Source organism: Nocardia barduliensis (assembly GCF_013315795.1).
GTDB lineage: Bacteria > Actinomycetota > Actinomycetes > Mycobacteriales > Mycobacteriaceae > Nocardia > Nocardia barduliensis.
On the sequence record NZ_JABLTE010000061.1, the window covers coordinates 34,790 to 48,381 of the forward strand.

A 13,592-nucleotide genomic window follows, 5' to 3' on the forward strand; every position below is an offset into this window, starting at 1 on the left:
CGCCGAACGGTAACCGTCGTCGCTACCGAGCGTGCAACGCCTCCACCAGGTCGGCCACGTCCGCCGGGTCCGGTAGGTAGCCGGGGAAATAGCAGCACACCTCGCCCACGGTGGCGCCGAAGCGGCTCCGGATCTGCTCCGCGCACTCTTCCGGCGTGCCGGCCACCCCGATCGTGCGCACCATCCGCTCGGTCACCAACGACCGCATCTCGGCGAATCCGCCCGTCTTGGACAACGCGTTGAGCCGGTCGTGCAACGGCGCCCATCCCTCGACCTCGAGGACCGGACGGTAGGCGGGGGTGGACCCGTAGAACGCGATCAGCGTGCCCACCCCGCCCACCGCCGCGGCAAGGGCTTCCTCGGTGCGCCCCAGCGCGACCATGACCTGACCGATCACCGGGAAATCGTCCGCGGTACGACCGGAGCGACGCAGGCCCTCGGCGAGGGCGGGCACGGTGCGCTCCGCGAAGTGACGCTCGCTGTTGAACGGCATAACCAGCAGCCCGTCGGCGACTTCGGCGGCCTTGCGGGTCATCACCGGCCCGAGCGCGCCCATCAGCACCGGCGGCGGCCCGAACGGGTTCGGGCCGGGGTCGAAAGTGGGCGGCATCAGGGTATGCGTGGAGTACTTGCCGCGAAAGTTCAACGGAGCCGACCCTTCCCACGCGGCGAAGATCGACTTCACCGCCGCCACACTCTCCGCGGTGCGCTCGGCGGGCGCTCCCCAACTGCTGCCGTAGCGTTTCTCGATGTGCGCGCGGATCTGTGAGCCCAGCCCGAGCCGGAACCGCCCCGAGCTGTACACCTGCAGGTCGTAGGCCGAATGCGCCAGATGCAGCGGGCTGCGCGGCCCGGCGATCGCGACATTCGTCATCAGTTCCAGATCCGTCGCACCGGCCGCGACGACGAGCGGGAAGAACACGTCGTGCGGACCCTCGAAGGTGAACAGGCCGTCGGCCCCGGTCGCGGCCAGCTCACGCGCGTCGGCGGCGACCTGCCGGGGCGCTCCGGTGACCTGTAGATGGACCTTCACAGCGACCTCCGGCGGTCCTCGGTGCGCCACGCCTTCCGCGACACGACGAACCCATCGTATGGACAGCACTCCGTGCATGTGTCCAGTCCGGGGAAACGTCCGTGGGCGCGGAAGGTGTCGCGCCAGGGCCGAGGTCAGACGCCGGGGCGGCGGTTCTCGCGCACGGTGACGACGACCACGATGTCACCGTAGGGCGCCGCGCCCATGGCCAGCCGGTGCGCCAAGCGCGCCAAGCCGAGGCGGCTGCCGTATTTCGTGCGCATGCCCTCACGCACCCGATCGAACAGCGGCCCGGTCCGAAGCAGTTCGGCCGTTCCTTGGTGCTGCCGTGATCCGAGGGCCGGCTCGCCGCGCCGATCGCCGGCTTGCACGATCACCCGACGGTCGCGGGCGAGGTGCCTGGCCTCGCTCGAATGCGACGAGATCCGGAAAGCCAAGCGCCCGTACTCGACCGGCAGCACTAGGTGCGGCACCGTGTTCCAGCGCCCGGTCGCGTCCGGCCGAGGGTATGTCACCAGCACTGTGCTCGCGTCCCACCAGAGCATTCCCGGATGCCATTCGCTGGGACGGTCCGGTACGGCGGGGACGCGATCCGCCACCGGATTGCCTCTCCGCTGGGTGTTGCCGTGGACTCCGCTGCCGAGCGTGGAGCTGCCGTGCACTGAATACGTCATTGCGAGGAACCTCCGAGACAGGTGCGAGTTCAGTGGATGCCGATCTGATCTCCGTACTGCGATCGCCGCCGCGGCGCCGGTGCCGGGTATCCGGACCGAGACCGGAGACCAGTTTTGCGGCTGGAAGAAAATCTACTCAAATACTGATAGATCTTGGGTATCCCCAGGTCAACCGGCACGTGTCGGACAACCCAGCGCCCGAGCGGATGGTCAGGTCCCGCGCTCGGTCGGCAAGGGGCTCCGACCGTGCGTTTCGGACCGGCGGGCCCGGACCGCGTTCACGACCGCGAGCAGTACTCCGATCGCGACGAGGACGGCGCCTCGCAGCCACACCTCCCCCGCGATCCGGGTGAACAGGAACAGGCAGGAAGCCAGACCCGCCCACGGCACGACGACGGGCACTCGGAAGTGCTCGACGCCGTCGCCATCGCGCCGCAGGATCAGCACCGACGCATTGACCGCCGCGAAAACGAGCAGCAGCAGCAACACCAGTGTCTCGGCAAGCGAGGCCACCTCCCCGGTCGAGGCGAGCAGTAGCGAGACAGCCGTCGTCGTGACGATCGCCACCCACGGCGTGCGACGGCCGGACAGGACCCGGCCCAGAGCACGGGGCAGCAGCCCGTCGCGGGCCATGCCATAGGCCAATCGCGAGGACATGATGCCGGTCAGGAGCGCGCCGTTCGCCACCGCCACCAAGGCGACCACCGCGAACAGTCTTTCCGGAACGCCTCCGGCCAGGCGCACCACCTCCAGGAGCGGAGCGCTCGAGTTCGCCAGCCGATCGGTGGGCACGACCGCACCGGCCACCACCCCGATCAGCGCGTACACCCCACCGGCGGTGAGCAGCGCCCCGAAGAGGGCGCGCGGATAGGATCTGCGGGGGTCGGCGACTTCCTCCGCCAAGTTGACGGAGGTCTCGAACCCGACGAACGAATAGAAGGCCAGCACGGCGCCCGCGAGCGTCGCGCCGACGACTCCGTGCTCAGCCGTCCCCACCTGGGTGAGCCGGCCCGGATCGGCGTCACCCCGGATGATCACCCACGCGCCGAGCCCGATCACCAGCACCAGCCCGCCGAGTTCGACCAGTGTCGCGGCGGCGTTGGCGCCCAGGGACTGCTTGATGCCGTAGACGTTGAGCAATGCCAGTGCGGTGAGGAACACCACCACGACCGCGACCGTCGGCAACGCCACCAACGCGTGCAGGTAGTCCGCGGCGAATGCCTTGCTCAGCGCCGCGACCGAGACGACACCGGCGGCGAGCATGCAGAATCCGACGAGAGATCCGGCGGCCGGGCCGAGCGCTCGGCGGGTGTAATGGGCCGAACCGCCCGCCTTCGGATACTTGGTGGCCAACTCGGCATAGGAACCGGCGGTGAGGCAGGCCAGACCGAGCGCGACCAGCAGCGGCAACCACACCGCGCCGCCGGACTCCCGGGCGATGGCCCCGACCAGCACGTAGACACCCGCGCCCAGGATGTCGCCGAGGATGAAGAAGAACAGCAGGGGCGTACGCACCACCCGTCGCAGAGAATCCACCACAGGGCGCGGATACCCGCCGCGCGGCCGATCGCACCTCGTCGATCGCGGTCCTCACGCAGGTGCGGGGCCGATCATCCGGAGGCGGGCCGGCTGCGCGGAGCCGTGGTAGAAGTACCGGCCCAGACCGACCGTGAAGACGACCATTCCGTACACCGCGTGCTCTACCGAAGCGGTGAACAGCGACTGCGTCCGCAAGTATCGCGACGCGAAGATCCAGCCGCCCACACCGCTGGCGACCACCGAGAACCAGCTACCGAAGACGATGTGCACGAAGCCGAACGCGGCCGCACTCGCCAGCACCAGCACGGGTCCCTCACCGAAGACCGGCGCGTACCGATGGAACAGGAAAGAACGGAAGATCAACTCCTGCGGATACACGCTCAACGCGGGATACAGCACCAGTATCGCCAGCCATATCAAGGGGTTGCGCCGGGGCAGGTCGAACAGATCCTCCCGCCGCGACACCGCGACCGCCGCGGTGAGCGCCACCGCGCTCGACCCCGCCCACGCCGCCATCGACCGCGCCTGCGTCCGCAATGCCTCGCTGCGCCACAGCGCGGCCCGGTCGAAATCGGGTGCGCGCCGCAGGTAGACCGCCGCACCCGCGGCCAGCGCCAGCAACGCGGGAATCGGCGATGTCCCGCGCAACACCGCGTTGTAGACAGTCGCTCCGCCGAAGAACAGTGTCGCGTATTCGACGCCCAGGTAGACCCGCCGCCGCAATCGAATCCTCACGAGCCCACCATAATTCCGCGAGAAGAACTGTCACCCGGCTTCGATAGCCTCGATGAGGCGCCGCCGCAGCCAGGTCAACGGCGTGAGGCCGCCGGGGCCGACGGTGTAGGAGGGGTAACTGTGGTGGGCGCCGGACTTCAAGAATTCATCGATCTGTCGTTTCCGTTGCTCGTAAGCCGAGGTGTTGAGCTGATCGGACAGCAGACCGAGGCCGCCCGCGGCCAGCGCGTCACCGATGATGTCGGTCGCCTGCTGCTGGTAACTGCCGATCTTCGCCGGGTCCGGATCGGAGATCTGGACGAAGAATCCGGCGATCCGTCCGGCGAAGTCGCCGTCCGGCATGGCGCAGTACAGATCACCGGCGACGCAGAAGGTATATGTCTGTGCGGCGAGCAGGCCGAAACCACCCAAGCGCGGCCCGCTCGCTCCCGCGCCCGGCACGGGAGGGCCGATCAGGTTGTCACCGGGCGAGCGACGAGGGTCGGAGATCAGCCCGACCAGCACTACCCGTTGCGCGAGCGCGGCATCCGGTCCGGTGCCGATCTCGGCCGCGAGGTCACCTGCCGCGTCCGCACCCTGGCTATAGCCCAGCAGCGCGATCCGGGTTGCCTCGCAGGACTGCGCCATAGCCGAGACCAGAACGCGCGCTTTGCCGATCGCCTCCTGTTTGGAGCGCCCGTACACTTCGCTTTCCCATGGGAACGCCGTCGCCGCGTAATGGACATAGTCCACCGCGACATCCCCGGGTAGATCGTGCAGGCTCAGCGCGAGCATCCCTCGGCCGGGATCAGTGGTGGATGTCTCCCACGTCCCTGGAATCGCCACGACATACACATGTGGACAGTGGTGCGGTGCGCCTTCCGCAGCGGAGGCGACACCGATATGGAGAGCAAACGTCACCATCGCGGCGACACTTGCGGCGGTGACGGTTTTCCATCGCGAAAACATCGAGAACTCCGTGTGTCGCTACCGAAAGTCGTTCGAGCGAGGGCCGCCCGGCGTCAGTCGCGGATCCCGTGAATTTCCCGGACCCCGCACAGCACGCGCCGCCTTCCGGCATCCGTTTCCGGCATGGCGTGCCGAACCGGCACCGAGTTGCCCGAAGCTTCGGTGCCGGTCGGATTCCAACCTCGAAACGGACGCCGGACCTCGACGCCGCACGACATCAGCGCGGCGGTTTGCTCATGTCCCGATTCATCACGGGCAGTTCGATGCTGATCGGCATCCGCAGTTCGGCCAGGTAGATCAGAGCCGCCTGGCGGAGGAATTCGTCGAAGAGCCAGTAGGCGTCCGGCGCCAGCGGGACGACCGGGAGCAGCCCCTCGCGAACCGCGATGAACGGACCCCAGCTCACCCGCAGCAGCGGGTCCCAGACCGGTTCCCGCGGGATGGCCAGCCCGTCGGCGATCCGGTCGCCGAGCAGGAATCGGGTGAACGAGCCGAGCACCGGCTTGGTCAGGACCGCGAAGTCGAGGTTGACCCCGAGTCGCAGCAGGCGGTCGGCGAGCTTGGCGCCCTCGGGGGTCGGCGCCAGGATCGGATCGAGGACCTGGGCGGCCTGGGAGTTGGCCTGGTCCCACGAATTGGGGATGTACTCGTCGCGGATGCCGAGCATGTGCGCGCACACCTGCCAGGAGTGCAGGAATGCCTCGGACTCGGCGGGCGGAATCGGCACCTTCCACGCGGTCAGGTGCTTCATGACGGTGGTGGGCAGGCTGTGCCAGGTCACCATCATGTCGTTCTGACTGATCGGGATGTCCTCCTCGGCCGAGTGCACCCAGTGCGGGGATTGCGGCAGCAGGTGCCGCACCGCGGCGTGCACCAACCGGGTCTTGAGACAGGTGACGACCATTTCCCCGCCGGGGCCATAGGCGTTCGCGGTCCCGATGTCGTACCCGAGTTTGGCGGTCTTCAGGATGCGGTCCTTCAGATCGTGACCGCCCTTGGAGTAGTAGACCGCGCGCGCCTCCTTCGGGATGACCGTGCTCATCATGCCGCTGGCCAGCCCGTACAGCACGCCGAGGTAGAGTCCCCGCTTCTTGTTGAACTCGACCGCGGTGGCCAGTTTGCCCTGATCGGCCCACTGCGGCAGCCGACGGGCGTACTCCATGAAGTCCCGCAGGTCCGGCGGCAACCCGTCCGGCAGCGGCTGACCATTCCTGGTCCAGGTCCGCAACAATTCGTTGACCCTGGGCACCTCGCCCCGGTCCAGCAGTGCGGCGACCAACTGATCGGCCTCGGGGTCCCAGACGGTCAGCGGATCGGCCCCTTCCCCGCTGCCCGCCACCGAACCTTCCGGAGACCACGTCCACGGCTCCGCCCGCGCCGGGGTCGCCATGGCCAGTGCGCCGAACGCACCCAACACTCCACCGGCCTTCAACGCGTTGCGCCTGCTGAGTCCATCCATGTCTTCGCCACTCCTCATTGAGCCCGAGCGCCGCCGAGACGATCGCCGACAGTCGGCCGCGCCCGCTCCGCATCGTCCTGCGGATCAGAACTGTCATTAACTTAGCAAGCCGAGGAGCGGGTTGTCCCGACTTTCCGGAAAATACCCCGACCCACCCGACTCGCCATCTTCGTCCAGGCGAATTGACGTGCACGCCAGGTCTACCAGCACTTGAGCCCCCTACTCGGCACGTCGTCCAAGTAGGCCACCTCCCAGACGGGACCCGAAACACCGGCCGCATGACCGACCGTGATGAATCGTAATGTCTAGTCACATACATGGACGGCGGCCAGCCGTCCCTGCGGCTCGGTGCCACCCTGGCGTCAGCAGACCTTCCGGAGCCGCCGCCTCGACCGACGGCGGCAGCGGCGGCACGCGCGGCAAGCGCAGCGCAACACAACCTCGATCGAATCGGATCCGAACCACTTTGCCGCAGACTCTTGACTCGTTCCAGAAAGCAGACGAGACTTCCGTCCGTGCCAACCGCTTCGGAGTTCCAGCAGATGCTGCGGGGAGTCTCGCTGCGCGTGACTCGCCCCCGCGTCGCGGTGCTGAGCGCCGTGCACGAGCACCCGCACGCCGACACGGAATCGATCATCCGTGCTGTGCGATCCGATCTACCCGAGGTGTCCCATCAGACGGTGTACGACTCGCTGAACGCGCTCACCGCGGTAGGCCTGGTCCGGCGTATTCAGCCGTCCGGCTCCGTGGCGCGTTACGAGACGCGGGTCGGCGACAACCACCACCACGTCGTATGCCGCGCATGCGGCGTCATCGGCGACGTCGATTGCGTCGTCGGCGAGGCCCCGTGCCTGAGCGCCTCCGATGACAGCGGGTTCTCGATCGATGAGGCCGAGGTCATCTACTGGGGCCTGTGTCCCAACTGCCTGGAATCACAGGCTTCCCGATCACAGCCGTGAATTCAGCCCCCATCACTCCTTAGGAAGGAATGCTGTGTCATCCGATAGCCGCCCGCCCAATCCTGACACCGGAACGCAGAGCGCAAGCGAGAGCGAGAACCCGGCGATCCCGTCGCCCACCGCGAAGACCGAACATCGCCCCCACAGCAACAAGGACTGGTGGCCGGAGCAGATCGATGTCTCGGTGCTGCACGCCCACTCGTCCAAGTCCAACCCGCTGGGTGAGGACTTCGACTACCCCGAAGAGTTCAAGAAGCTCGACGTCGACGCCCTCAAAGCCGACGTCGCGGCGGTCATGACCAACTCGCAGGACTGGTGGCCCGCCGACTACGGCCACTACGGCGGCCTGTTCATCCGGATGAGCTGGCACGCGGCGGGCACCTACCGCATCGCCGACGGCCGCGGCGGCGGCGGTCAGGGCGCCCAGCGCTTCGCCCCGCTCAACAGCTGGCCGGACAACGCCAACCTGGACAAGGCTCGCAGGCTGCTGTGGCCGGTCAAGCAGAAGTACGGCAACAAGATCTCCTGGGCCGACCTGCTGGTCTTCGCAGGCAACGTGGCCTTGGAGTCGATGGGCTTCCAGACCTTCGGCTTCGGCTTCGGCCGCCCGGACATCTGGGAGCCGGAAGAGGTCTTCTGGGGTCCGGAGGACACCTGGCTCGGCGACGAGCGCTACAGCGGTGACCGCGAACTGGCGGGTCCGCTCGGCGCCGTCCAGATGGGCCTGATCTACGTGAATCCCGAAGGCCCCAACGGTCAGCCGGATCCGGTCGCCGCGGCGCGGGACATCCGCGAGACGTTCGGCCGCATGGCAATGAACGACGAGGAGACGGCCGCGCTGATCGTCGGCGGCCACAGCTTCGGCAAGACCCACGGTGCCGGCGACGCGAGCCTGGTCGGCGCCGAACCGGAAGCCGCCCCGATCGAGCAGCAGGGCCTGGGCTGGAAGAGCGCCTACGGCACGGGCAAGGGCAAGGACGCCATCACCAGCGGCCTGGAGGTCGTCTGGACGTCCACCCCGACCAAGTGGGGCAACGGCTTCCTGCAGAACCTGTACGGCTACGAGTGGGAGCTGACCAAGAGCCCCGCCGGGGCATGGCAGTGGAAGCCGAAGGACGGCGCGGGCGAGGGCGCCATCCCGGATCCGTTCGGTGGGCCCGCGCGTACCCCGACGATGCTGACCACGGACTTGGCGCTGCGGGAAGACCCGATCTACGGGGAGATCACCCGCCGCTGGCTCGAGCACCCCGAGCAGCTGTCCGAGGCCTTCGCCAAGGCGTGGTACAAACTGCTGCACCGCGACATGGGACCGATCAGCCGCTACCTCGGCCCGTGGGTTCCCGAGCCGCAGCTGTGGCAGGATCCGGTGCCCGCGGTCGACCACGAGTTGATTGACGAGCAGGACATCGCGACCCTGAAGAGCAAGGTCCTCGAGTCCGGCCTGTCGGTCGCACAGCTGGTCAAGACCGCTTGGTCGGCGGCGGCCAGCTTCCGCAGCACCGACAAGCGCGGCGGCGCCAACGGCGCTCGGATCCGGCTGGAGCCGCAGCGCAACTGGGAGGTCAACGAGCCGGACGAGCTGGCAAAGGTACTGCCGGTGCTCGAGCAGATCCAGCAGGACTTCAACAGCTCGGCCACCGGGGGCAAGAAGGTCTCGCTCGCCGACCTCATCGTCCTGGCCGGATCCGCGGCGATCGAGAAGGCGGCCAAGGACGCCGGGCACGACGTCACGGTGCCGTTCGCGCCCGGTCGCACCGACGCCACTCAGGAGAACACCGATGTGGAGTCGTTCGCGGTGCTCGAACCGCGGGCCGACGGCTTCCGTAACTATGTGCGGACCGGCGAGAAGGCTCCGCTGGAGCGTCTGCTGCTCGACCGGGCGTACATGCTGGACGTGACCGCTCCGGAGTTGACGGTGCTCGTCGGCGGCCTGCGCGCCTTGGGCGCCAACTACGGCGGCACCAGCCATGGCGTGTTCACCGAGCGGCCGGGTGTGTTGACGAACGACTTCTTCGTCAACCTCCTCGACCTGAACACCGAGTGGAAGGCCTCGGAGTCGGCGGAGAACGTCTACGAAGGCTTCGATCGGTCCTCCGGTCAGGTCAAGTGGACCGCCACCGCCAACGACCTCATCTTCGGGTCGCACTCGGTGCTGCGCGCGCTGGCCGAGGTGTACGCCCAGGACGATGCGGGGGCGAAGTTCGTGAACGACTTCGTCGCCGCGTGGGTCAAGGTGGTCGAGAACGACCGGTTCGACCTCGCCTGAGCCGTATCCGCGAGTTCCAGGCCGGCCCATCTGGGCCGGCCTGGTTTCGTTTCACCAGCGGATCCGCGCGTTTCCACGACCCGTTTCCCCATTCAGCCTGCGCCGCGCAGCCGGGCAGCGGGCGGAGGTGGGAGGAATCCGATGTCGATGAGATGGTCGAGGTGACGGTCGAGCAGTTCGATGGTCGTCGGCGCACAGCTGATCGCGGATCCGGCCAGCGCCGCCACAGTGTTGGCGTCGTCGAACTCCGCGGCCCCCGGCCCGCTCTGCTGACTCAACAGCAGTGCGCGCGCGAGGCCGGGATCGCCACCGGCTCCGGAGGCCAAGCGGGTGACGAGATCCGGCAACGGCAACGCGCGCAGCCGATATCCCCTGCGCCGCAGGCTGTCCCACAGGTCGGCGAGTGGAGTCGACGTGTGATTCACCAAATGGTGCACCCGCTCGGCCGTTCCGCGGAGCAGGATGTGCACGACGGCCGCCGCGACGTAATCCACCGGTACGAGCCGGACGTCCGCGTCGTCGGTGGGTACGGCGCCCAAGACGACGGCGGCGCGCACGAGCGTCCAGAACGCGTCGTCGGTGCCGACCGCGCCGACGTCGGCACGTCCGCAGACGCGGTCGGGCCGATGAACGGCTACCGGAAGACCACGCGCGGCCGCTCGCGCCATCAACTCTTCCCCGGCCCACTTCGTCACGGTGTAACCGCCACTTCGCAGCTCGCTCAGCATCGGACGAGCCGACTCGCGCACGGGTTCCCGCGACGATCGCCCGTCGGCGACGGCCACAGCGGTCGTGGACACGAAATGAACCGGAATCCCGCACGACAGCGCCGAGCGCAACAGCGTGCGCGTGCCTACGACGTTCGCGCCGCGTAGCCGCGAATACGGTTCGACGTGATTGACCCGGGCACCATTGTGGACGATCGCATCCGCCTCGGTGAGCATGCGAAAGCGCCTCTCGCGCAGACCGAGTCGAGGCGCGGCGAGGTCGCCGATCAGGGGAACGATCCGGGAGCTCGTATCCGGCCGCCACAGCCGGTAGTGCCGCAGCCCTGACTCGAGCCGCGCGAGCGCCTCGCCCCGATCGGCGGCGCGCACCAGGCAGAGGATTTCGGCATCGGTGCGAGCCGCTAATTCACTCAGCAGATGTAAACCGAGGAATCCGGTCGCACCGGTCAGAAAAACCTTATTCGGAGCGGGCACGGCCAGTTCCGTGGTCCGGACCGGATCGGGCTGCGACTTCAATGTCACGTCTGCGGTTATCCGAGCCGACAGCGAATCGGGCATCCTCGGCTGAAACGCGGAACGGGACGACACGCTGGTTCCGATCAGCTCTGTGATCGAGCGCACATATCCACGCATCCCGAGGTCCCATCGAACCGTCACCGTTGGCTACTCCAGTATCGATCGCTCGCGAGGGCGCGGCGAGCCCAATGATCGAGGGGCATCGGCCTCCGACGAGCCGGGCCGCACGGCGATGCCGGGACCGATCGACGCCCCTCCTGCCCACATCGAGGCATTCTGGCGAATTACCGCCAATAGACTTGACGAATGACATACCCCGGTGTCATTATTATTCCGGGAAGACACGAGAAATCGAGTGTCTATTTTCTTATGCCCTCGACATCGGTCGAGTTCAGGTGTAATTTGGGACGTCGCGCCGAGATCGTGCGCTGCCCAACTCTCGAAATAGGAAATGACCGGAGAAAGTGGCGCTGTCCGCGTGCCACCTTCTACCCGTCGTTGTCGAGTCACGTTCGGGCGGCGTCCGGCACGGTGCGCGATCGAAATACACCCTCACTGGACAAGTAGATACCGTGACGACCGCGCGCACGCGTGGGCGGCGCGAGGCGCTGGAAGGACGCATCTTGGCAGTCTCGAGTCAGACCAAGGTCAATGCCGGAACAACCGTCGATACCGCAGTCCCCGGGGCGCCGAAGCGGGTCTCGTTCGCCAAACTCCGTGAGCCCCTTGAAGTCCCAGGTCTGCTGGAGATCCAGACCGAGTCGTTCGAATGGTTGATCGGCGCGCCCGCGTGGCGCGAACGGGCGGCGGCGCGCGGCGGCTCCCTCGCGGGTGGATTGGACGAGGTACTCGCGGAAATCAGCCCGATCGAGGACTTCGCCGCAACGATGTCGTTGACGCTCTCCGATCCTCGATTCGAGGAAATCAAGGCGTCGATCGATGAGTGCAAAGACAAGGACATGACCTATGCGGCTCCGCTGTTCGTCACGGCGGAGTTCATCAACAACAACACCGGTGAGATCAAGAGCCAGACGGTCTTCATGGGTGACTTCCCGATGATGACCGACAAGGGCACGTTCATCATCAACGGCACCGAGCGCGTGGTCGTCTCGCAGTTGGTCCGTTCGCCGGGCGTCTACTTCGACCACAGCGTCGACAAGGGCACGGAGAAGGACCTGCACAGCGTGCGCGTCATCCCGTCGCGCGGTGCGTGGCTGGAGTTCGACGTCGACAAGCGCGACACCGTCGGCGTTCGCATCGACCGCAAGCGCCGCCAACCCGTGACGGTCCTGCTCAAGGCTCTCGGCTGGAGCAGCGCGCAGATCGCCGAGCGGTTCGGCTTCTCCGAGGTCATGATGACGTCGCTGGAGAAGGACCACACCGCGGGCACCGATGAGGCGCTGCTGGACATCCATCGCAAGCTGCGCCCGGGCGAACCGCCCACGAAAGAGACCGCGCAGACCCTGCTGGAGAACCTGTTCTTCAAGGAGAAGCGCTACGACCTGGCGCGCGTCGGCCGGTACAAGATCAACAAGAAACTCGGCATCCACACCGGCGAGGTCATCGGCTCGCCGGTGCTCACCGAGGAAGACATCGTCACGATCATCGAGTACCTGCTGCATCTGCACGCGGGGAACAAGACCATGACCGCCCCCGGCGGCGTGGAGGTCCCGGTGGAAGTGGACGACATCGACCACTTCGGCAACCGTCGTCTGCGTACCGTCGGCGAGCTGATCCAGAACCAGATGCGGATCGGTCTGTCCCGGATGGAGCGCGTGGTCCGGGAGCGGATGACGACTCAGGACGTCGAGGCGATCACGCCGCAGACCCTGATGAACATCCGCCCGGTCGTCGCGGCGATCAGGGAGTTCTTCGGCACCTCGCAGATGTCGGTGTTCTTGGACGAGCGCAACCCGCTCGCGAGCCTGACCCAGAAACGCCGCCTCTCGGCGCTTGGCCCGGGTGGTCTGTCCCGGGAACGCGCCGGCCTGGAAGTCCGCGACGTGCACTACAGCCATTACGGCCGGATGTGCCCGATCGAGACGCCCGAAGGCCCGAATATCGGGCTGATCGGGTATCTGTCGGTCTACGCGCGGGTGAATCCGTTCGGGTTCATCGAGACCCCGTATCGGAAGGTGGTCGACGGCCGGGTGACCGACGAGGTGGTCTACCTCTCCGCCGATCAGGAAGACCTGCACGTGGTGGCGCAGGCGAATGAGCCACTCGACGCCGAGGGCCGCTTCACCGATGCGCGAATCGCCGTGCGCCGCAAGAATTCCGAGGTCGAACTGGTCGATTCCACCGAGGTCGACTACATGGACGTGTCGCCGCGTCAGATGGTGTCGGTCGCGACGGCGATGATCCCGTTCCTCGAGCACGACGACGCCAACCGCGCCCTGATGGGCGCGAACATGCAGAAGCAGGCGGTCCCCCTGATTCGCTCGGAGGCCCCGCTGGTGGGCACCGGCATGGAGTTGCGCGCCGCGATCGATGCCGGTGATGTGGTGGTGAACGAGAAGGCCGGTGTGGTCGAGGAGGTCTCCGCCGACTACGTCACGGTCATGCACGACGACGGCACCCGCCGCAGCTACCGGATGCGGAAGTTCAACCGGTCGAATCAGGGTACGTGTGCTAATCAGCGTCCGATTGTGGATGAGGGTCAGCGGGTGGAGCGTGGTCAGGTTCTGGCTGATGGTCCGTGCACCGAGAACGGTGAGATGGCCTTGGGTAAGAAC

10 protein-coding genes are annotated in these 13,592 nt (G+C 67.1%); 3 read left to right on the forward strand and 7 right to left on the reverse strand.

The window, feature by feature from the left end:
• Positions 1 to 22: 22 nt before the first annotated feature.
• The 6 genes from HOV91_RS24165 to HOV91_RS24190 form a co-directional block, all read right to left on the reverse strand.
• A complete protein-coding gene (locus HOV91_RS24165; RefSeq protein WP_174187683.1) occupies positions 23 to 1,033 on the reverse strand; it encodes a TIGR03617 family F420-dependent LLM class oxidoreductase in 1,011 nt (336 codons plus the stop codon).
• 134 nt (positions 1,034 to 1,167) lie between these two features.
• A complete protein-coding gene (locus HOV91_RS24170) occupies positions 1,168 to 1,707 on the reverse strand; it encodes a hypothetical protein (RefSeq protein ID WP_174187684.1) in 540 nt (179 codons plus the stop codon).
• 210 nt (positions 1,708 to 1,917) lie between these two features.
• On the reverse strand, positions 1,918 to 3,225 hold the full coding sequence (locus HOV91_RS24175; protein WP_312884748.1) for an APC family permease: 1,308 nt from the start codon (positions 3,223 to 3,225) through the stop codon (positions 1,918 to 1,920).
• Positions 3,226 to 3,297: 72 nt separating this feature from the next.
• Positions 3,298 to 3,981: a CPBP family intramembrane glutamic endopeptidase gene (locus HOV91_RS24180; protein ID WP_174187686.1), complete on the reverse strand. Its 684-nt coding sequence runs from the start codon at positions 3,979 to 3,981 to the stop codon at positions 3,298 to 3,300.
• 30 nt (positions 3,982 to 4,011) lie between these two features.
• Positions 4,012 to 4,929: a cutinase family protein gene (locus tag HOV91_RS24185; protein WP_174187687.1), complete on the reverse strand. Its 918-nt coding sequence runs from the start codon at positions 4,927 to 4,929 to the stop codon at positions 4,012 to 4,014.
• A gap of 217 nt (positions 4,930 to 5,146) precedes the next feature.
• Complete coding sequence (locus tag HOV91_RS24190; protein WP_174187688.1) at positions 5,147 to 6,388, reverse strand: oxygenase MpaB family protein; 1,242 nt, start codon at positions 6,386 to 6,388, stop codon at positions 5,147 to 5,149.
• A 542-nt stretch (positions 6,389 to 6,930) separates the two neighbouring features.
• Between HOV91_RS24190 and HOV91_RS24195 the strand changes: the two genes are divergently transcribed.
• Both HOV91_RS24195 and katG read left to right on the forward strand, forming a co-directional pair.
• Positions 6,931 to 7,347 carry a Fur family transcriptional regulator gene (locus tag HOV91_RS24195; protein ID WP_217441087.1) on the forward strand — a complete coding sequence of 139 codons (417 nt, stop codon included), beginning with the start codon at positions 6,931 to 6,933 and terminating at the stop codon, positions 7,345 to 7,347.
• Positions 7,348 to 7,381: 34 nt separating this feature from the next.
• Complete coding sequence (gene katG / locus HOV91_RS24200) at positions 7,382 to 9,613, forward strand: catalase/peroxidase HPI (RefSeq protein ID WP_312884749.1); 2,232 nt, start codon at positions 7,382 to 7,384, stop codon at positions 9,611 to 9,613.
• 92 nt (positions 9,614 to 9,705) lie between these two features.
• Here the strand turns inward: katG and HOV91_RS24205 are convergent, their stop codons facing one another.
• The gene (locus HOV91_RS24205) at positions 9,706 to 10,863 is read right to left on the reverse strand and encodes an SDR family oxidoreductase (protein WP_174187691.1); all 1,158 of its coding nucleotides are present in this window, start codon (positions 10,861 to 10,863) and stop codon (positions 9,706 to 9,708) included.
• 602 nt (positions 10,864 to 11,465) lie between these two features.
• On the opposite strand from HOV91_RS24205, the gene rpoB reads away from it, so the two are divergent.
• Positions 11,466 to 13,592 (forward strand): DNA-directed RNA polymerase subunit beta (gene rpoB / locus HOV91_RS24210; protein WP_246350674.1); only part of this gene is annotated, 2,127 nt, incomplete at its 3' end.

Coding starts and splice junctions, on each gene's coding strand:
- HOV91_RS24170 (WP_174187684.1), bottom strand. CDS start 1,707: ATGACGTATTCAGTGCACGGCAGCTCCACGCTCGGCAGCGGAGTCCAC.
- HOV91_RS24185 (WP_174187687.1), bottom strand. CDS start 4,929: ATGTTTTCGCGATGGAAAACCGTCACCGCCGCAAGTGTCGCCGCGATG.
- HOV91_RS24190 (WP_174187688.1), bottom strand. CDS start 6,388: ATGGATGGACTCAGCAGGCGCAACGCGTTGAAGGCCGGTGGAGTGTTG.
- HOV91_RS24195 (WP_217441087.1), top strand. CDS start 6,931: ATGCTGCGGGGAGTCTCGCTGCGCGTGACTCGCCCCCGCGTCGCGGTG.